Here is a 21,879-nt window from a genome sequence, read left to right on the forward strand (position 1 = left end):
AAATGATTGAATTTATTAATGGAAGGATTAATAAATGTATTAAATATACAAGTTATATTAATATTATTATTAGGTATTATTAGTGGTATAGCTATTGGCTCATTACCTGGACTTACTGCGACAATGGGGGTAGCCCTAGTATTACCTATTACTTTTGGAATGGAAGCTGTACCAGGAATATTATTATTAATAGGAGTTTATTTTGGTTCTGTATATGGAGGATCTTTAACTGCTATATTAATTAATACACCAGGTACACCGGCATCAGCTGCTACAGCTATGGATGGATATGCAATGTCTAGAAAAGGACTAGCTCATAAAGCACTTACAATTTCTACATTATCTTCTTCTATAGGAGGTATTTTAAGTGTTATTGTATTAATTTTAGTAGCTCCACAACTAGCAAACTTTGCATTGAGGTTTAGTGCACCTGAAACTTTTGCATTAGCTGTTTTTGGAATATCTATTATTTCAAGTATATCAGGCAAATCCATGGTAAAGGGATTAATGGCAGGAATTTTAGGATTATTAATAGCTACAATTGGGATAGATCCTATGGGTGGATTTCCACGATTTACTTTTGGAAATATAAATTTAGCTAATGGACTTAATTTAATTCCTGTTATGATTGGATTATTTGCAGCATCTGAAGCATTTAAATCAATGGAAGATATTTTTTCTAAACAAAATTTAGATATTAAAGTTGAAAAAGTTAAGCTTAAATGGGTAGAATTTAAATCATTAATCATTACTATTCTAAGGTCAGCAGGTATTGGTACTTTTATAGGAATGATACCAGGTGCAGGAGGAGATATAACATCTTTTGTTGCATATAATGAAGCTAAACGTTTTTCTAAAAATAAGGATGAATTTGGTAAAGGTGCTATGAAAGGAATAGCTGCTCCAGAAGCTGCTAATAATAGTGTAACTGGTGGTGCGATGATTCCTTTATTGACACTTGGAATACCAGGAGATGCTGTTACTGCTGTTTTATTAGGAGCTTTAATGGTTCAAGGGTTGCAACCTGGTCCACTTTTATTTCAAAATAATGGACCTATAGTTTATACATTGTTTGTAGGAATGCTATTAGCGAATATATTTCTATTAGTTATAGGTCTTTTTGGAATTAAATATTTTACTAAAATTTTATTAGTACCTAAATCTATTTTATCACCATTAATTTTAGTTCTTTGTGTAGTTGGTTCTTATGCTTTAAATAATAATTATTTTGATGTTATAGTGATGTTGATTGCAGGGATAATTGGTTATTTTATGGTTAAACTAGAATTTCCTGTATCTCCAGTAATATTAGGATTAATACTTGGACCTTTAATGGAAAGTAATTTAAGAAGATCATTATTAATGTCTCAAGGTAATTTAAGTATATTTTATACTAGATCTATAACATTAGTATTATTAGTTTTAGCTATTATAACTTTATTAACTCCAATAATATCTAACAATTTAAAGTCTAAGTTAAAGAAGAGTGCTAAAAGCGAAAATAACTAGTTCAAGTACCTTATGGTTGGTTATTTATAAAAATTGTTATAAACCTTAAGGGGGCTACTAGTAAGTTAGAACGATAATAGTTTAGAAAAAATAATAGATATTATTACAGAGATACTATCAATTCTTGAGTGAGATGTAGAGTTGATAGTATTTTTTATAATTTTTATTTTAATTATGATATAATAATTTTAAAACTAAAAGGTGATTATATGAAAGTAGAAGACCTAATGAGTTATCCTTTATTTGATGACTTTGAGATAATAGCAGGACATAAAGGTATTGATAGAGAAATTACAACTGTAAGTGTAATGGATGCCCCTGATATATATAAATGGATGAAAGGTGGAGAATTTTTGATGACCACCGGATATATAATGAAAGAAAATCCTTTAGATTTTAAAAATTTAATTATTAATTTAGACAAAATGGGAGCATCAGCCCTTGGAATAAAACTAAAGAGGTTTATAGACAAGCTTCCACAAGAAGTAATAGATATAGCAGATCGATTAAACTTTCCTATTGTTTTTATACCACTTAAATATTCATTTGTAGATGTTATAAATCCAATTTTATCAGAAATAATAAACAAGCAAGCTAGAACATTATTATACTCTCAAAAGATTCATAATTCGTTTACAGAGCTTGTAATAGATGGTGGGAGTATAGAAAAGATAATAAAAACTCTAACTAAAATAATAAATAAAAACATAATATATTACGATATATACTTTGATAAAATATATGGAGCTGCATATATAGACGTAGATATAGATAATGTACTTGATAATTATATTTATTATCCTATAAAAATAGATAATATAAAATATGGATATATAATAATATATGATGAACAAAAAATCATAGCAGAATATGATGAAATAGCTATAGAACATGCATCTACTGTATTGAAACTGGAAATACAAAAGAAGATATCAAATATTCAAATTGAATCAAGATATAGACATGAGTTTATACAAGATCTTATAATGGACAATGTAAAGTCCCTTCAAGAAATAATTAATAGAGCAAAAGTGTATGATTGGGATTTTGAAAAAGGTAATGTAGTTGCAATATTTGATATAGATAATTTTAAAGGACAATATTTAAATTTAAATAAAGAAAATAGAATTGAACTAGAAATAATAAAGGAAAATATATTTTTATATATAAGAAAAATTATAAAAAACAAATTTAAAGATGCAGTATATACAAATTTTAGTGATAGTATAATATTTATATTAAAGCCATTTGAAAATGACTTAGATAATTTTAAGGTAAAGTTCAAAGAAGTATCAACTATGATTAAAAAAGAAATATTACAAAAGTATAAATTCAGTATAACAATAGGAGTGGGAAGTTATAAATTATCACCAACAGATATAAATATAAGTTATAATCAAGCTAAAAAGTCTATACAAATAGCAAGAAATATTTATAGAAAAAATGCTACAATGTTTTATGAAGATTTAGGAATATATAAGTTATTTGATAAGTTAAGTAGTGAAACAGAAAAAATAGATTTTTATAAATCATATATTGGTAAACTATTGGAATATGATCAAGAAAATAATACTAATTTTTTGAACACATTAAAGTGTTTATATGAGAATGATTGGAATCTGAAAGTAACAGCAAAGCAAATGTATATACATTATAATACTATGAAATATAGATTTAATAAAATAATGGAAATATTGAAATTAGATTTAAAAAATAGTGAAGATAAATTAAACGTATCAGTAGCACTTAAATTACTAGATATGGCTAAATAATACACCTTTGTACTATAGGTATATTATTTAGCTTTTTATTTTGTACTTATAGTACAAAGACAATTTCAGAAAATTATTATATATTATATTTGTAATATAGTTTTATTGATAAGGAGAATAAAATGATTAAAGACACAAAAGAATTTATAACTGAAAGCAAGATAATAAACATATTACAAAGATTATCAAGAATAGATTCTACACAACCAGAAGGAAATGAAAAAGAGGTTGTAAAAGAAATATTAGATATATTCAAAGACTATGATATAGATTATAAAATGATTGATCATGGTAAGAATAGAGCATCTCTTGTAATAACACTAGAAGGCAAAGATAATGATAACTCAATTGCCTTTTTAGGTCATATAGACACTGTACCCGTAGAAGATTATGAGAAGTGGATATACCCTCCTTTTGATGGAGTTATAGAACAAGGATATATGTATGGCAGGGGTACAGCAGATATGAAAGGCGGAGTTACATCAATGATATTGACTCTATTATATCTTTTAGAAAACAATATAACTCCATCAAATAAAATCAAGTTTTGTTTTACTGCAGATGAAGAAGCTAATGGAATTGGTATATTAGCTGTTAAAGAAAATAAGATATTAGATGATACAAAGGCAATATTTGTAGCAGAACCTTCCAACGAAAAAATTGGACTTGCAGAAAAAGGAGCTTTATGGCTTGAAGTCAATGTTGAAGGTTTGTCAGCTCATGGGTCTAGACCAGAACTTGGGGTAAATGCAATAGAATATTTATTTGAGTATATAGAAAAATTTAAGTGTAGAGTTAAAAATGATGAAACAAACGAATTATTAGGTAAAACTACAATATCTATAAATAAGTTTAATGGTGGCATAGGGACAAACGTTATACCTACAGAAGCAAAAGCTAATATAGATATTCGTACTATACCAGGACATAGTCATGATGAAATAATAGATATGGCAAAAACTATAGCGCAGGATATGATGGATGATAAATCTAATTTAAATATTATAATAGATGTAGAAAATAATAGACCAGCTATTGAAACTAAAAGAAATCAAAGATTTATAAAAGATATAGAGCAAACATTTAAACAATTAAAATATGACTTTGATTATAAAGGTATATATTTCTATACTGATGCATCTCAAGTAATACCAGATATAAAAGTTCCATTTGTTATATTAGGTCCAGGTGATGATAAAATGGCACATCAAAGAGATGAAAAAATAAAATTATCATCAATATCAAATATAACAGAAATATATATAAATTATATATTAGGAATTTAGTCTTAAATTTCAATATAGACTTGTTTTTTAGAATTAAGATGATAATATTTAGTTAAACGTTTACCTAGGTAATCGTTTAACTACTCTTAATAAAGGAAAGTGAATAAAATGACTATTAAGAAAATTGCCCAATTAGCAAACGTTTCTACAGCTACAGTATCTAAAGTAATAAATGGAAAAGATAAATATATAAGTGAAGCTACAAAATTAAAAATACTGAAAATAGTAGAGCAAGAAGGATATGTTCCAAATGGAATTGCAAAGAGTTTAAAGATAAAGAAAACTAAGACAATAGGAATTATAATTCCGGATGTAATGAATCTTTTTTTCTCTGAGTTAGCACGTGGTGTAGAAGATGCTGCAGAGAAAAGGGGATATACTGTTATTTTGTGTAACTCAGATAATAAAGAATCAAAAGAAGAAAAATATATACAAATGTTACAAGAAAAAAAGGTAGATGGAATAATAATTACTGCTCCTGAGAATAGAACACATCAATCTATAAAAATTCAGGATATTCCACTAGTATTAGTAGATCGAGATATAGGTACTCAAACAGATCAAAAAATAGGTAGAATCACTGTAGATAATAGAGACGGTGCCTATAAAGCAACAAAATATTTAATAGAAAATGGCTGTAGAGAGATAGGTATGATTTCATCAAACTATAAAAATAAACCATCAGCAGATCGTATTAAAGGATATGAAAAAGCTCTAGATGAAAGTAACATTAATATAGAACAAAATAAAATCTTTTTAGAAAATTACACTATAGAATCAGGATATAATGGAGCTAAAAAAATATTAAAAGAAACGGAAGTAGATGGAATATTTTGTGGAAATGATTTAATAGCTATTGGAGCTATAAAAGCCCTTAGAGAGAAGGATATAAGAATTCCAGAACAAGTTAAAATAATTGGATTTGATGATATTCAAATATCTCAATATATGGATCCACCATTAACAACAATTAGACAACCTATATATCAGATGGGAGAAGAGTCAGTGAAAATGTTAATTTCATTGATAAAAAATAAAGGCAAAAATCTAGAAAAAGTTTTACAAACAAAACTTATTCAGAGAGGGAGTGCTTAACTTAATAAGTATATAGTTTATAAATATTTATATTATATATTGAGAGGATTGATTAAATGTCAGATGTAGTAGTTGTAGGGAGTTTAAATATGGATATGGTAGTATCTGTACCACATATACCTAAAATAGGTGAAACCATATTAGCAACAGACATTCAATATTATGGTGGTGGGAAAGGATCCAATCAAGCAATAGCAGCTGCCAGGTTAGGGTGTAAAGTTTCTATGATTGGAAAAGTAGGAAATGACAATAATGGAGAAGAGTTAATACAAAGTTTGAAGTCAGAAGGCATTAATACAGAAGGAGTTGAAATTTCAAACAATATAAGTGGAACAGCCTTTATAAATGTTAGCTCAGATGGTGATAACAATATTGTTGTATATCCAGGAGCAAATAATGATATAGATATTGAGCAAATAGAAAGATATAGGGAAATTATTGAAAATAGTAAAATATGTATTTTGCAAATGGAAATACCTTATAGAGTAGTAAAGTATGTAATTAATCTTTGTTATGAAAAAGGAGTACAAGTAGTATTCAATCCAGCACCAGCTACTAAAGAAATAGAAGATGAATTAATAAATAAAATTAATATTTTAATTCCAAATGAAACAGAATTAAGTTTTTTATCAGGTGAAAAAACATTGGAAAAAGATAATATTGAACAAATAGCAAAAAAGACTTATAAAAAAGGTTGTACTCACCTTATAGTTACTTTAGGAAGTAAAGGTAGTTTGTATTTAGGTAAGGGTGGTTCAAAATATTTTTCCATAAAAAAAACAAAAGTTGTTGATAGTACAGCTGCAGGAGATTCATTTATAGGTGCATTAGTAACAGGAATTATAAAAGGAAAAAGTATTGATGAAGCTATGGAATATGCTTCATATGCTGCGTCTTTAACAGTAAGTAAATCAGGAGCTCAAAGTTCTCTACCAACTAAAAAAGAAGTAGAGGAATTTATAAAAAGTTATAAATAAAAGGAGGAGTTTATAATGAAAAAGAAAGTTTTAGCAATTATGTTAGTTTTCATGTTATCAATATCAGTTGTATTAACAGGATGTAATTCATCAGGTGAAGGTTCTGATGAAGGTGGAAAAGATAAGTTAAAAGTTGCAGTAGTATTAGCAGGGTTCTTAGGAGATAAATCATTTAATGATTCAGCTTGGGAAGGTATTCAAAAAGCAAAAGAAGAATTTGACTTAGAAGTTAAGGTTTTAGAATCTAAAGTTCCAGCTGACTGGGAATCAAATCTTGTAGCTATGGCACAAGATGATTATGATCTTGTTATGGGAGTATCAACACAATTTGAAGAGATTATAAAGAAACATGCACCTGAATTTCCAGATGTAAAGTTTGCATTAATAGACGGAGTTGCAAAATTAGATAATGTTTCATCAGCAATTTTTGCACAAAATGAAGGTTCATTTTTAGCAGGAGCAGCAGCTTCAATGTTTACACAAAAGACAGAAATAGAAAATGTAAATGATGAAAAAACAATAGGATGGGTTGGAGGAATGGATATTCCAGTTCTTCATGACTTCTTAGTTGGATATGAGCAAGGAGCAAAACATATAGATCCAGAAACTGAAGTTTTGGTTTCATTTGCAGAAACATTTAATGATCCACTTAAAGGAAAAGAGTTAACGTTGGCTCAATATAGTCAAGGTGCTGACATAGTAATGAATGTAGCATCTAATACAGGTAATGGAATACTTGAAGCAGCTAATGAAACAGATAAGTATGCAATAGGTGTTGATTTAGATCAAGATGATGTTTATCCAGGTGCAATATTAACATCTATGTTAAAAAGAGTGGATGTAGCTAGTTATACAGTTGTTAAATCAGTAGTTGAAGATAATTTTAAAGGTGGAGAAATTACTAGAATGGATGTAAGTAATGATGGTGTAGGACTTACAGATATGTCTGTAATGAAAGAAGCTTTAGGAGATAAATTTCCACAAGATATCTTAGATAAGATAGAAGAGTTATCTGAACAAATTAAATCTGGAGAGATAGAAGTAGAATCTTATTCAGGATTTTCAGTAGAATAAAATTAATTCTTTAATCCGGTAGTTTAACATTACCGGATTAAAGAATTATATAAGACTACAATAGTAGGAGGTAAAAACTTGGAAAAAGTAGTTGAAATGAAAAATATAACGAAAGAATTTCCTGGGGTAAAGGCAGTTGATTCTGCTAATTTTGATTTAAATAAAGGTGAGATTCATGCTTTGATAGGCGAAAATGGAGCAGGCAAATCCACAATGATGAAAATGTTATATGGTTTGTATACCCCCAGTGCAGGTAGTATCGTTATTAAAGGTAATGAACATAAAGACTTTACAACTAAAGATGCTATTAATTTAGGTATTGGAATGGTCCATCAAGAATTTATGTTAGTTGAAGAAATGACAGTATTAGAAAATATAATTCTTGGATTTGAACCTAGAAAATCTTATGACAGAATAGATTTTAGTGGAGCAAGAAAAAAGATTAATAGATATATAGAAGATTATGGATTAGATATCCAATTAAATAAAAAAGTAAAAGACATATCTGTTGGAGAAGCACAGAGAGTAGAAATAATAAAAACTCTTTATAGAGGAGCAGATATTCTCATATTAGATGAGCCTACAGCAGTGTTAACTCCTCAAGAAACGGTTAAATTATTCAAGATTTTTAAAAGTCTTGCAGCAGATGAAAAGTCAATTATATTTATTTCTCATAAACTAAATGAAATAATGGATATTAGTAATAGAGTAACAGTAATGAGACATGGAAAACATATAGAAACAGTTCAAACAAAGGAGACAAGCATACCAGATATAGCAAAAATGATGGTTGGAAGAGAAGTTTTCTTAGACATTGATAGAAAGAAACCTGATGTTGGAGAAGTGCTATTATCTGTAGAAGATGTTTATATTCCTGGTGAAAGAGAATTGTCTAAAATAAAAGGAGTTTCATTAGAAGTATGTAGAGGAGAAGTTCTTGGAATAGCAGGAGTAGATGGAAATGGACAATCTGAAATAATTGAAGGAATAACTGGTCTTAGAAAAATAGAAAAAGGAGATGTTAAGTTTAAAGGAAAATCTATTAAAAAGTCATCTCCACTAAAAATAAGAAAATCTGGTATATCTCATATACCAGAAGATAGAAACAGAAGAGGACTTAATAGAGAATTTACAATACAAGAAAATTTGATAGCCGATAAATATGAAGAAGATATTTTATCCAAAGGAATTATATTGAAAAAGGCAAAGATAAAAGAATTTGCTACAGACCTTATTGAAAGATTTGATATAAGACCATCAGACCCTGAAATATCAGCTGAACATTTATCTGGTGGAAATGCTCAAAAGATAGTAATAGCCAGAGAAGTTTCAAAAGAAGCAGATTTAATTATAGCAAGTCAACCTACAAGGGGAGTTGATATTGGGTCTATAGAATTTATAAGAGAAACAATAAACAAGGCAAAATCCAAAGGAGTTGGCGTACTATTGGTTTCTGCTGATCTTCAAGAAATATTATCATTATCAGATAGAATAGCAGTGATGTATGAAGGTAAGATAACTGGGATTCTAAATAATGAAGAAGCAACAGAAGAAAAATTAGGATTATTAATGACGGGAGGACAGAAATAGATGTGGTCAAGAAAATCAGGTTATTATAACACTATAATGTCTATAATAGTCGCTTTAATAATTGGAGGAATTGCCATAGCAATTATGGGACACAATCCGTTTGAAGCCTATATTCAATTGTTTCAAGGTGCTTTTGTAGGAAAGTTTAATTTTGGTGGAACAATAGAAAAATTTGTGCCATTAATGTTAGCAGGGTTAGCTTTTGCAGTTTCGTCAAAGGTACGTGTATTTAATGTAGGAGTTGAAGGACAGCTTTATTTAGGAGCTATGGGTGCAGCATGGGTAGGTTTTACTTTTACTAATCTGCCAAAAATAATCCATGTTCCATTTGCTATGATAGTTGCTATGATAGTAGGAGCTTTGTGGGCAGCTATACCAGGAATATTAAAGGCATATTATAGAGTAAATGAAGTATTGACAACTATATTATTAAATTATGTAGCTATATATCTTACATCTTATTTAGTTAATTATCCATTTTCAGGAGGTACTGGTGTAGCTCAATCTCCTCCTATAGCTAAAACTGCTGAGTTATCTAAGATATTAAAACCAAGTAGAGCTAGTACTGGATTATTTATTGCTATAGCTGTAGTTATATTTATATATTGGTTATTTTATAAAACTACTGTAGGGTACAAGCTTAGAAGTGTAGGGCTTAATCCTGATTTCACTGAATATATAGGGACAAATCCTAAAAGAGCTATGGTAAGTGGAATGATGATTAGTGGTTCTATTGGAGGACTTGCAGGTGCAATAGAAGTTATGGGTATATATGGTTTATTTCTTGATAATTTCTCACAAGGAATTGGTTTTGATGGAATGTTAGCTGCATTAATAGCAAAGAGTAATTTTGTATTAGTACCTGTTTTATCATTCTTTATTGCTGCATTAAAATCAGGAGCATTAAGTATGGAAAGATATACAGGAGTTCCAAAATCTTTAATTGATGCGATAATAGCAGTATTTATACTGTTTGCTACTATGGAAGGTTTATTTAAATTAAGAAAAAAATTAAAAAATAAAAAGGAGGCAGAAGAAAATGTTGGATAATATAGCAGAAATATTTGATTATACTTTAATTCATGCTACAATCAGATCTTCTACTCCTATACTGTTTGCTGCATTAGCTGCAATAATAACTCAACAAGCTGATATATTAAATATTGGTGTAGAAGGTATAATGCTATCAGGAGCTTTTGTAGCAGTAGCAGTAAGTTTTTATACGGGAAGTTGGTTATTTGCAGTAATAGCTGCTATTTTAGTAGGGGTTATTATATCTGCAATTATTGGAATTGCACATTTGAAATATAAGGCAGATGTATTTGCAGTAGGTACAATAATAAATATGTTAGCACTAGCTCTGACCAGATTCTTTTTAAATAGTATACTTGGAGTATCTGGTAGCTTTTATTCAAAAGAAATAGTTGCTATTCCTAAAGTAAATATACCTTTTATAGAAAACAGTGAATTTTTAAATAGTATATTTAATAACTATTCTCTTTTTGAGATAGTAGGAATTATCATGGTTTTTGTACTATGGTATGTATTATATAAAACAGTTTGGGGATTAAGAATCCGTTCTGTTGGGTTAAATTCAATGGCAGCAGAAACAGCAGGGTTAAACGTATTTAAAAATAAGTTTCGTGTTATTTTAATTTCTGGAGTATTTGGTGGAATTGCAGGAGCTCATTTATCCCTTGGATATTCTAATTTATTTGTAGAGAATATGACAAATGGTAGAGGTTTCATGGGAGTAGCAGCAATGTTCTTTGGAGGTGCAAATCCAATATTTGCTTGGATAGGAAGTTTAATATTCGGATTAGCAGATTCAGTAGGATCTAGACTACAAGCATACGGGTTACCATCTCAATTCATACTCATGATACCATATGTTGCAACAATAGCAATATTAGCTATATCAATGGCAAGTAAAATTAAGAGAGACAAAAAGATGAAAAGTACTATTAAAAGTTAAGGAGTGTTTGTAATGGTAAAAGAGAGGATAATATTAGATGTAGATCCAGGTCATGATGACGCTATAGCTATAATGTTAGCAGCTAAGAATCCAAAAATTGAATTACTTGGCATAACAGTAGTTGCAGGAAATCAAGTATTAGAAAAAACAGTAAAAAACACTCTAAATGTGTGTTCTCATATAGATATAAGAGTTCCTATAGCAGCAGGAATGTCAAGACCTATGGTTAGAGAACAAATAATTGCTGATGATATACATGGTGAAACTGGATTAGATGGTCCAGATTTTGGTGAAATTACAGTTGAATTAGATAAAAGACATGCAGTAGATTTTATTATTGATACACTTTTGGAATCTGATGGGGATATAACATTAGTACCTACAGGGCCTTTATCAAATATAGCTATGGCAATGAGAAAAGAACCTAAAATAGTAGACAAGATTAAAAAAATTGTATTAATGGGAGGCGCTTATACATTAGGTAATGTAACACCTTCAGCAGAATTTAATATTTTAGTAGATCCAGAAGCAGCACATATAGTATTTACATCAGGAAGACCAATAGTAATGATGGGATTAGATTTAACTAGACAAGCATTAGCAAAACAAGAAGTTGTAGATAAAATAAATACAATAGGAAATAAAGCTTCAGATTTATTTGTAGATATTATAGAGTTCTTTACAAAAACACAAAAAGAAGTTTTTGGATGGGAAGCACCACCAACACATGATCCTACAACTGTAGCATATTTAATTGATCCTTCAATAGTAGAAACTAAATCAATGTATACAGAAATAGAAATTTGGAGTCAATTATCATATGGTAGAACAATATGTGACTTCTTTAATATAACAGGTAAAGAACCAAATGCAGAAATAGCTATAAACTTAGATTTTGATAAGTATTGGAATTTAATATATGACACATTAAAAATGTATAGTTAGGGTGAAAAATATGGATGAAAAATTATTAGAAACCTTTGAAAAAAATAAAGAAGAATACTTAAATATCTTAAAGAAATTAGTATCTATAGATACTCAATTATTAGGTCATGGAATATTAGGTGGAAAGGAAAAAGAAGGACAAGAATATATAGAAGAAATATTTAAGAATTTAAATGCAGATGAAATATTCAAAGAACCTATGAAGGAAGAAACTATAGAACAAGCATATAGAGAACATAATGAAGGTAATCTAGGTCATAACTATAAAGATAGATACAATGTAATTGCAAAATTTAATGGCAAATCTAAAGGAAAATCCATATTATTTAATGGACATATAGATACTATGCCTCCAGGAGAACTTTCAAAATGGAAAGAGGATCCACATAGGCCATATGAAAAAGAAGGAAAATTATATGGATTAGGAACTGCAGATATGAAATCAGGCTTAATGGCATCTATAATGGCAGTTAAACTTATAAAAGATGCTGGATATGAAATACCTGTAGATGTAACTATAACCTCTGTTGTAGATGAAGAAGGTGGGGGAAATGGATCTATAGCAGCTATAATGAATGGTCATAAAGCAGATACTGCTGTTGTATGTGAACCTTCTGAAAATAATATAATAGCAGCACATATGGGATTTGTATTCTTTGAAGTAAAAGTAAAAGGAGTAGCACTACATTCAGGATATAAATGGAATGGAGTAAATGCAATAGAAAAAGCTATAAAATTGATACTAGCTTTAAACGAAATGGAACATAATTGGCTTATGAAATATAAGCATCCTCTATTACCTCCACCAACATTAAATATAGGAGTAATAGAAGGAGGTACTGCAGGGTCTACAGTACCTGATGAATGTACATTTAAGTTATGCTTGCATTACTTACCCAAAGTTATGAATTATGATCAAGTAGTAAAGGAAGTAACAGAAACTATAAACTTACGTGCTAAAGGGGATGACTGGTTACAGGATCATATGCCTGAAATATCAATATATCAAGCAGGTGGAGCATTTGAAGTTGATTTAGAAGATGAATTTGTAAAATTAGCTAAAAGGTCTATGGAACAAGTGGTAGGGGACACACAATTACTTGGAGGAGCTGCAGGAAATGATGCTAGATTATTTTCAAATATATTAGAAGTTCCAACAATAATAATGGGACCTGGATATGCTAAACAATGTCATAGTCCTAATGAATATGTAAATATAGAAGACTATTTTAATTTTATAAAGATATATGCTAATTTGATATTAAATATGAATAAAGAATAAAATATATTAGGAGGAATTTATTATGAGTAGAATTTTATTTGCAGGAGAAACTTGGTTTACACATACTTTACATGTGAAAGGATTTGATTCTTTCACAACTAGTTCTTATGGTGAAGGTATAAAATGGATAAAGGAAGCTTTAGAAGAAGGTGGAAATGAAGTAGTCCATGTTCCTAATCACAAAGTACAAGAAGACTTTCCATATACATTAGAAGAATTAAAAGAATATGATTTAGTTATTCTTTCTGACATAGGATCAAACACATTATTATTACCTGATTCAACATTTGTAAAAAGTGAAAAAAATCCAGATAGATGTGAATTAATAAAAGAATATGTAATGGATGGTGGAGCATTTATCATGATTGGTGGATATATGGCATTCACAGGAATAGATGCAAAGTCTAGATATGGAGAAACTGCTATAAAAGATATATTACCAGTTAAATGCTTAGAAAAAGATGATAGAGTAGAATTGCCACAAGGAATTACACCAGTAATAGAAAAAGAACATGAAATTTTAAATGGTGTAGATAATGATTGGCCACATTTCTTAGGGTATAATAAAACTATTGCAAAAGAACATGCAACAGTATTAGCAACAATAGGAAATGATCCATTTATAGCTGTAGCAGAATATGGAAAAGGGAAATCGGCAGTATTTACTTCAGATTGTGCACCACATTGGGGTCCAACTGAATTTGTAGAGTGGAAATATTATAATAAGTTTTGGAATAATCTAATTGATTGGGTAACGAAATAAGGTACTAGAATAAATATAAGGACTTCTATAATTATAGGAGTCCTTTATTTTTAGTTAAAGTTAATTAAACCTTATGAGTAATAAAGTATGATAATTTTAAAATAATATTGCATTATATAAAATATATGGTATAATGAAATTACAATATACAAAAAAATGTACATTGAAGAAAGGTTAGATACTATGAAGCAATATAAAGATAAATTAATGTCTAAAAATGGAAAAGTTATTATATCCCTTGCTAGAGAAATGTTAACTTATTACTTAGATGACAGAATAAAAACAATAAAAGAGTATTCCGAGTCTTACAATACTGCTAGAGGAACTATTCAATCTGCTTTAAAATTTCTTCAAGAAATTAAAGCAGTAAAATTAGAATCTAGAGGTCATTTAGGTACATATATAGTTGATGTAGATTATGATAAGCTATGGTCTGTTTCAGATTTCAATGTAATAATGGGTGTTATGCCTTTACCTTATTCTAAAAGATATGAAGGACTAGCTACTGGTTTTTATAAGAATTTTGAAACGAGGAATATACCTTTTAGTTTAGCTTTTATGAGAGGTTCAAGTAAAAGGATTGAAGCCTTAACTCTTGGAAGATATAATTTTGCTATTACTTCAAAGTTAGCTGCTAGGTTAGAGATGAGAAAGACTTCTAATATTGAAATAGCATATGAATTTGGAGAAGAAAGTTACGTTGGTAGACATGTAATAGTTTTAAGAGATAAAGATAAATTTGAGATAGAAGAAAATATGAGGGTAGCAATAGATACAGAATCTATTGATCAAATTATATTAACATCTAATGAATGTAAAGATATAGATATAGAATATATAGAAACCCCTTATAATCAGATATTAAATAAGATGAATAATAATGAAATTGATGCAGCTATTTGGAATGTTGATGAAATAAAAGAAAAAAATCTAGAATATAATATAGTACCTATGACTAATAAAGAGGATTCAACTAAAGATGATACTATTGCAGTAGTAGTAATAAGAAAAGATGATAAAGATTTTAGTAATATTTTAAATAGATTTATAGACCTTTACAAAGTAGAACAGATACAAAAAAAGGTAATGAAAGATGAATTAATACCAATTTATTAAAATTTTATATCAATATACAAAAAAATGTACATTGAATGGAGGTGTAATTATGGATAGTTTATTGAAACAAAGACTTGAACTTTTAGAACAGGCTAGTGAAATAGATAGTGATATAAAAAATACTGTTATAGAGTTTGCTGACAAATTTGAAAAGAAATATTCTTTAGAAATGACTGAAGATAACTCTTCAATGTTAATAACTCATTTAGCTATGGCATTATCTAGAATTAAAAAAGGTGAGATAGTAGAAGCAATGGATAGCTTAGCTTTAGATGAGATTAAACAATGCAAAATTTATAATGATTTACCTGAGTTTTATAATGATATTGAGGAAAGATTAAATATAATTTTACCTCAATCAGAAAAGGATTTTATAGCACTTCATGCATGTACTTTAGTACTAAAATAAAAAGGAGGTAGTATAATGGTTAAATTTGTAGTTGGAGGACAAGTAGAAAAGCAAAATATTGCTGATCTAATAAAAGAAGTTGGAGGTGAAGATGTAGAAGTAACTGTAAAGTCAGATTTACAAGCGGCTAATGATGTTAAGTCTGGTAAAGCAGATTATTATTTAGGTGCTTGCCATACTGGCGGCGGTGGAGCACTTAGCATGGCTATAGCTTTACTTACTAGAGCTAAAACTGCAACAATATCTATGCCTGGTAAACCGCCTAAAGAAGAAAACATTATAAATGCTGTAAATGAAGGAAAATTAGCATTCGGTTTCACAGGAGATCATTATGAAAAGGCAGTCCCTATAATTGTAAGAGAGATTTTAAAAAAATAAATAGAGGAGTGAAAAAATGAAAATAGTAATAATATCATTAATCGGTGCTTTAGCTTCTATAATGGCTAACAAAGGTATAGCAGTATTTAATGATGGATTAAGACCTATAGTTCCAGAACATATTGAAGGAAGAATGAGTAGAAAAGAACTTGCAGCTACTTCATTTGCTATGAGTTTTGGATTAGTTATAGGATTTGGAATTCCATTCTCATTAACAGCAAGCATTCTTTTAATACATTCAATATTATTAGGTACAGATATAATTGGTACTTTTTCACCAGATGGAAAAAAAGGTTTAGCAATATCAGGAATAGTGGGTGCTCTTTATGGAGCAGGAATATTACTTGGCTTAGAAAGTGTAGTTAAGGCATTTGAAATGTTACCAGTGAATTTTATGGGAAGTTTAGGTGAAGTTGGAGCTCCAATAGTAATAGCATTTGCAGCATTCCCAGCTCTTGCTACTGGATATCAATATGGAGCTAAAAAAGGTTTAATAAACTTAGGTTTTTCTATGTTAGCAAGACAAATTGCTATAGTTGTAAGTCCCCTTGCAATAGGAGCAGTTTCAATAAATGTTAACCCTGAGGGTTCAGCACTAATTGTAGGTATGATTATATTAATTATTTATGCAGTAAGGGAAAAATCAGATGAAGAAGCTGTAGATTTAGTATCAGTATTTTCAGAAAGAGTAAAAAGAATAAAGAAAAATGTACCATATTTAATAGTTATGGGTGCACTTGTAGCAGCTGCTACTTCTTTAAATTTAATGGCAGGAGATCCTATATCTCTTAATTTATTATCAGAAGGTAAGAACATAGATGCAGGCTTTGCAGCTTTAGCTAGAGGTATTGGTTTTATACCATTAATAGCATCTACTGCAATAGCAACAGGTGTATATGGTCCTATAGGAATGACTTTTGTATTTGTTGTAGGATTATTTATAGCAAATCCATTTGTATCAGCAATTCTTGGTGGACTTGTTATTGGAATAGAAGTATTATTCTTAGATAAAATTTCTAAGTTATTAGATAAATTCCCAGGTGTTAGAAAGTCTGGAGACAATATACGTACTGCAATGTCAAAATTACTTGAAATTGCACTATTAGTTGGAGGTATGAATGCAGCTAATGCAATAGCTCCTGGTATCGGTTTCTTTGTAGTTATAGGTCTTTATATATTAAATGAAATAGCAGGTAAACCAGTAGTTAAAATGGCTGTAGGTCCTATATCAGCAATATTAGTTGGAGTACTTGCAAATATCCTTTCAATTATAGGGTTATTTACTCCACCAGCATAAAATTATATTTCTAACAAAGTCAAGGTTATCCTTGACTTTGTTAGAAGATAAAAAAGGGGAATTAGTATGGATGAAACACAAAAAAATATATTATTACAAATGAATAAAATTAGTAAAGCTATGTTAAAAGCAAAAGAAGAACTAAACAAAAGTGTAGTGTATCAAAGAAAAGGTGTTCTGGATCAAGCTGTAATTACTCTTGAAAAAAATCCTAATAGTAATTTAACATTATTTGGCATCAAAAATACAGGTGAAATTGGAATTGAGATGGCAACGAAATTAGAAAATGAAGTTGGATATTTTTTTCATACTATAGATAAAATGTCTGAAAGAGGAAGGGCTATAGATATAGACTTAATTAATCCATTGACGGGAAGAGTAATGACAGGTTCATCTAGTGGGGGTTGTGTCAATATATTAAAGGGGATAAATGATTTAGCTATAGGCACTGATGGAGGTGGTTCTGTTTTAGCTCCTGCTATAAGTACTAGTCTTTTTTCAATTATGGCAAAAGGAATGGGGTTAAAAGGAAATAGCATCAAATCTTCAACTGATAATATAAAATTTACTCCTGGTATAGGAGTAATATCTCATAATTATAATATGTGTAAAAAAGCTTTAAATGCACTTGTAGATAAAAATCATAATATAAATAGTAATAGAAAAATTAGAGTTCTTGTTCCAAAGAAGAATTCTATAATTCTTCCTAATGGTAATGATATGAGAGAGGATTTAGAAGGAGTAATAAATCTAATAAAAGAGTATGTAGAAATTGTGGAAAAAGATTTTACTGGTTTAGAAGATAGACATTCTTCAATTTCTTTCTGTAATAAAATGTTTGATGAAGAGGATATAGATATTATTTTATCTGTAGAAGGACCAATAGATTTATATGGACTAGGTGATTCAGTATTAGGTACATGGGGAGAAGTTGGATCTAAAATACAAAATGACTCTGGTAAATATTTATTGAAAATAGCTAATATGATTAATGCTACAGCTGTAAGTATACCTACTTCTGAGTTAGGTATGGGAGTTCTTATTATGGCTAAGGAAGGTTTAGAAAATGGTGAAATTGCTATAGAGTTGGGAGATAAAATAAGAAGATTATATGATAGACCAGAATTATATAATAGATATTTTATTGAAGATTACAAAAGCAAAAGTCTAGATTTTATATAAATAAACAGGAGGTATAAAATGAGTATAATAACTGTAAATGGAGAGATAGATAAAAATAGCTTAGGGTCAACTTATATACATGAGCATTTAAGTGTAGATTTATCAGCTCATAAAAAAGATCCTGATACTAATTTTGATGATGTGGAATCATTGATTGATGAGATTAAAAATATAAAAAGTAAAGGCATAGATAGTATTGTAGAAGTTACAAATAGAGGCATGGGAAGAAATATAGAAGTAATGAAAAGAGTATCAGATGAAACTGGAATTAATGTCATAGCTAGTACAGGATTTTATAAAGAACCTTTCTTGCCATCATATGTATATGAAATGGAAGAAAAAGAGTTAAGTAAGCTTTTAATAAAAGATCTTACAGAAGGAATAGATAATACTGATATTAAAGCACATGTAATAGGTGAAATTGGTACTAGTAAGGATACTATGACAGATATGGAACATAAAATATTTAGAGTAGCAGCTAGAGCCCATCTTGAAACTGGTAGAGTTTTCTCTACTCATACTACATTAGGCACCTATGCTATAAAACAAATAGAGTTTATGAAAAAACACAATATTGATCTTAGTAAAGTAGTTATAGGCCATTTAGATTTAAACTGTGACTCTGATTATCATCTAAGAATTGCTGATAATGGATGCTATTTAGCTTTTGATACAATAGGAAAAAATAATTATGAGAAAGATGAGAAACGTGTTAAATATATAAAGAATTTAATAGATAGAGGACATTTAAATCAAATAGTACTTTCTCAAGATATAACTAGAAAATCTCATTTAAAAATAAATGGTGGTATTGGTTATGATCATTTGATAGATAATTTTATACCAAAACTTTTAGAGGCAGGAATAACACAAGCTCAAATTGATAAAATGTTAAAAGAAAATCCACGTGAATTATTGGATATATAGGGGGAATATAGATGAAAGCATATCCTATAGAGACTATAAATATAGATAAGGCAAAAGAAAAACAATTTAAACTAGTTGATATAATCCATAAACATTTTGATGGTTATGAATTTCTCGAAAATGGAGATATGGGTGTAGTGCCAGGTGTAGGTGGTCCAAAATATACTAGAAAAGTAGAAAGTGTATTAGCAGATTTTTTTGGCTCAGAAGATGCTGTTTTAGTTCGTGGCTCAGGTACTGGAGCTATAAGAAATGTAATGAATACAGTATTAAAACCTAATCAAAAAATATTAATTCATGATGCACCAATATATCCAACTACAAAAGTAATAATTGATAGTATGGGAATTGAAACTATTAAAGTTAATTTTAATAATATTTTAGAAGAAGATGAAGAAAAAATTAGAAATATAGATTTTGCTTTAGTTCAACATTCAAGACAAAAATTAGATGATAGCTATAATTTAGAAGATGTAATAAATAAAATTAAAAAGGTTAATAAAGATATAAATATATTAGTAGATGATAATTATGTTGTAATGAAAGCTGATAAAATAGGCGTAGAACTTGGAGCAAGTGCAAGTGCTTTTTCATTATTCAAATTATTAGGACCAGCAGGAATAGGTTGTGTTGTTGGTAATACAGAAATAATAGAGAAAATAAGGAATATTAACTATTCTGGAGGTAGTCAAGTTCAAGGATATGAAGCTATGGATGCTTTAAGGTCATTAGTATATGCACCTGTTTCACTAGCAATTCAAGCTGAAGAAGGAAATAAAATTATAGATACATTAAATTCAGGAAAAATTAAAGGGGTAAAATCTTCTCTTATTGCAAATGCACAATCAAGGGTTATATTAGTTGAGTTCGATGAACCTATAGCAAAAAAAGTTTTAGAATATAGTTCAAAACTAGGGGCAGCTCCTTACCCAATTGGAGCTGAATCTAGATATGAAGTTACTGCTATGTTTTATAGAGTTTCTGGGACATTTTTGAAATCTAATCCTAAGTTAGAAGATTATATGATACGTATAAATCCAATGAGATCAGGTTCAAAAACTGTTCTTAGAGTATTAGAGCAAGCTATAGAAATGGCCCTTCAAAGAGGTGATAATTAGATGTTTTTAGATATGACAATAAAAAGAAATGAAAACTTAATAAAATCTGCAATAGACCTTCATAAAAATGGTCTAATTAAACCTAATTCATATGTATTAGATATAGATTCTATAAGAGAAAATGCATCTAAATTAGCTAAAAAAGCAAAAGAATTAGATATAGAGTTATATATGATGACAAAACAAATAGGTAGGAACCCTAAAATCGCTGAAATAATAGCAGAAAGTGGTATCAAAAAAGCTGTAGCTGTAGACCCATGGGAGGCTATAAGATTAGCAGAATCTGGAGTAAAACTTGGAAATGTAGGGCATTTGGTGCAAATACCTACTAGTATGATTAGACAAATTCTATCTTATAATCCTGAGGTAATAACAGTATTTACATTAGATAAAGCAATAGAAATTTCAGAACAAGCTATAAAATTAGGAATGGTTCAAGATATATTATTAAAGGTAGTAGGAGAAAATGATAGATTATATCCAGGACAAATAGGTGGATTTAAAGAAAAAGAACTTATAACATATGCAGATAAAATAAAAAAGTTAAAGGGAGTAAATATAGCAGGAGTTACTGCTTTTCCATGTTTTTTATATAATTATGAAGCGGACAAAATAGAACCTACAAAGAATGCTCATACAGCTATAAGATGTGCAAATATGTTAAAAGAAAAATTAGATATCAAAATAAAGCAAGTAAATATTCCTAGTGCTAATACTATAGCTTCATTATCATTATTAAAAGACATGGGAGGCACTCATGGAGAACCTGGTCATGCATTAACAGGTACTACACCTCTTCATGGTGACAATATATTAGAAGAAAAGCCTGCTATGGTCTATGTAAGTGAAATATCACATTGTTTTGATGATAAGGCATATGTATATGGTGGTGGATTTTATAGAAGATCTAGAATGAAAAATGCTATGGTAGGTAAAGATTTTGAAAAGATGAAAGAGAATATATTTGAAATAGAAGAAATTAATCCTGAGGCTATAGATTATTATGGGACGTTAAAACTTGGAAATAAAAGTGTAGAAGTAGGAGATACAGTAATATATTCTTTTAGAACACAAATATTTGTAACAAGAAGTGAAGTAGTTTTAGTTGAAGGTATACAAAAAAACAATCCTAAAGTTATTGGAGTTTATGATAGTCAAGGAAATAAAATACGATAAAGAAGGTG

General features: G+C 29.1%; 20 protein-coding genes. All 20 read left to right on the top strand.

Features of this window, described 5'->3' with window-relative positions; genetic code table 11:
- The first annotated feature begins 6 nt into the window (after positions 1-6).
- The 20 genes from D3Z33_RS09745 to D3Z33_RS09840 all read left to right on the top strand — a co-directional run bounded on the left by D3Z33_RS09745 (position 7) and on the right by D3Z33_RS09840 (position 21,871).
- Positions 7-1,509 carry a tripartite tricarboxylate transporter permease gene (locus D3Z33_RS09745; RefSeq protein ID WP_243153473.1) on the top strand — a complete coding sequence of 501 codons (1,503 nt, stop codon included), beginning with the start codon at positions 7-9 and terminating at the stop codon, positions 1,507-1,509.
- Positions 1,510-1,718: 209 nt separating this feature from the next.
- Positions 1,719-3,281, top strand: a complete 1,563-nt coding sequence (locus D3Z33_RS09750; RefSeq protein WP_160197573.1) for a PucR family transcriptional regulator — start codon at positions 1,719-1,721, stop codon at positions 3,279-3,281.
- Positions 3,282-3,403: 122 nt separating this feature from the next.
- Positions 3,404-4,567, top strand: a complete 1,164-nt coding sequence (locus D3Z33_RS09755; RefSeq protein ID WP_160197574.1) for a M20 family metallopeptidase — start codon at positions 3,404-3,406, stop codon at positions 4,565-4,567.
- 108 nt (positions 4,568-4,675) lie between these two features.
- Positions 4,676-5,662 (top strand): LacI family DNA-binding transcriptional regulator, encoded by a 987-nt coding sequence (locus tag D3Z33_RS09760; RefSeq protein ID WP_160197575.1) that lies wholly within the window; start codon positions 4,676-4,678, stop codon positions 5,660-5,662.
- Between the two features lie 56 nt (positions 5,663-5,718).
- Positions 5,719-6,639, top strand: a complete 921-nt coding sequence (gene rbsK, locus D3Z33_RS09765) for a ribokinase (RefSeq protein WP_160197576.1) — start codon at positions 5,719-5,721, stop codon at positions 6,637-6,639.
- A gap of 15 nt (positions 6,640-6,654) precedes the next feature.
- Positions 6,655-7,713 (top strand): BMP family lipoprotein, encoded by a 1,059-nt coding sequence (locus D3Z33_RS09770; protein WP_160197577.1) that lies wholly within the window; start codon positions 6,655-6,657, stop codon positions 7,711-7,713.
- Between the two features lie 78 nt (positions 7,714-7,791).
- A complete protein-coding gene (locus tag D3Z33_RS09775; protein ID WP_347561250.1) occupies positions 7,792-9,303 on the top strand; it encodes an ABC transporter ATP-binding protein in 1,512 nt (503 codons plus the stop codon).
- Entirely contained in the window at positions 9,304-10,353 is a 1,050-nt protein-coding gene (locus D3Z33_RS09780) for an ABC transporter permease (protein WP_130805839.1), read from the top strand.
- Entirely contained in the window at positions 10,343-11,278 is a 936-nt protein-coding gene (locus D3Z33_RS09785) for an ABC transporter permease (protein ID WP_160197578.1), read from the top strand. The genes D3Z33_RS09780 and D3Z33_RS09785 overlap by 11 nt, the downstream gene beginning before the upstream one ends.
- A gap of 12 nt (positions 11,279-11,290) precedes the next feature.
- The gene (locus tag D3Z33_RS09790) at positions 11,291-12,223 is read left to right on the top strand and encodes a nucleoside hydrolase (RefSeq protein WP_160197579.1); all 933 of its coding nucleotides are present in this window, start codon (positions 11,291-11,293) and stop codon (positions 12,221-12,223) included.
- Between the two features lie 10 nt (positions 12,224-12,233).
- Positions 12,234-13,505 carry a M20 family metallopeptidase gene (locus D3Z33_RS09795; protein ID WP_160197580.1) on the top strand — a complete coding sequence of 424 codons (1,272 nt, stop codon included), beginning with the start codon at positions 12,234-12,236 and terminating at the stop codon, positions 13,503-13,505.
- Positions 13,506-13,527: 22 nt separating this feature from the next.
- Complete coding sequence (locus D3Z33_RS09800) at positions 13,528-14,268, top strand: glutamine amidotransferase (RefSeq protein ID WP_160197581.1); 741 nt, start codon at positions 13,528-13,530, stop codon at positions 14,266-14,268.
- A 156-nt stretch (positions 14,269-14,424) separates the two neighbouring features.
- The gene (yhfZ, locus tag D3Z33_RS09805) at positions 14,425-15,384 is read left to right on the top strand and encodes a GntR family transcriptional regulator YhfZ (protein ID WP_201750491.1); all 960 of its coding nucleotides are present in this window, start codon (positions 14,425-14,427) and stop codon (positions 15,382-15,384) included.
- 49 nt (positions 15,385-15,433) lie between these two features.
- Complete coding sequence (locus D3Z33_RS09810) at positions 15,434-15,793, top strand: PRD domain-containing protein (protein WP_160197582.1); 360 nt, start codon at positions 15,434-15,436, stop codon at positions 15,791-15,793.
- Positions 15,794-15,808: 15 nt separating this feature from the next.
- A complete protein-coding gene (locus D3Z33_RS09815; RefSeq protein WP_160197583.1) occupies positions 15,809-16,171 on the top strand; it encodes a DUF2620 domain-containing protein in 363 nt (120 codons plus the stop codon).
- A 16-nt stretch (positions 16,172-16,187) separates the two neighbouring features.
- Positions 16,188-17,468: a YhfT family protein gene (locus tag D3Z33_RS09820; RefSeq protein ID WP_160197584.1), complete on the top strand. Its 1,281-nt coding sequence runs from the start codon at positions 16,188-16,190 to the stop codon at positions 17,466-17,468.
- A 66-nt stretch (positions 17,469-17,534) separates the two neighbouring features.
- On the top strand, positions 17,535-18,650 hold the full coding sequence (locus D3Z33_RS09825) for an amidase family protein (protein ID WP_160197585.1): 1,116 nt from the start codon (positions 17,535-17,537) through the stop codon (positions 18,648-18,650).
- 18 nt (positions 18,651-18,668) lie between these two features.
- Positions 18,669-19,577, top strand: a complete 909-nt coding sequence (locus D3Z33_RS09830) for a phosphotriesterase family protein (protein ID WP_160197586.1) — start codon at positions 18,669-18,671, stop codon at positions 19,575-19,577.
- 11 nt (positions 19,578-19,588) lie between these two features.
- On the top strand, positions 19,589-20,695 hold the full coding sequence (locus tag D3Z33_RS09835; protein WP_160197587.1) for an aminotransferase class V-fold PLP-dependent enzyme: 1,107 nt from the start codon (positions 19,589-19,591) through the stop codon (positions 20,693-20,695).
- Positions 20,696-20,707: 12 nt separating this feature from the next.
- The gene (locus D3Z33_RS09840; RefSeq protein ID WP_243153474.1) at positions 20,708-21,871 is read left to right on the top strand and encodes a YhfX family PLP-dependent enzyme; all 1,164 of its coding nucleotides are present in this window, start codon (positions 20,708-20,710) and stop codon (positions 21,869-21,871) included.
- Positions 21,872-21,879: the final 8 nt, after the last annotated feature.

Origin of the sequence: Senegalia massiliensis (genome assembly GCF_009911265.1) — a bacterium.
GTDB lineage: Bacteria > Bacillota > Clostridia > Tissierellales > SIT17 > Anaeromonas > Anaeromonas massiliensis_A.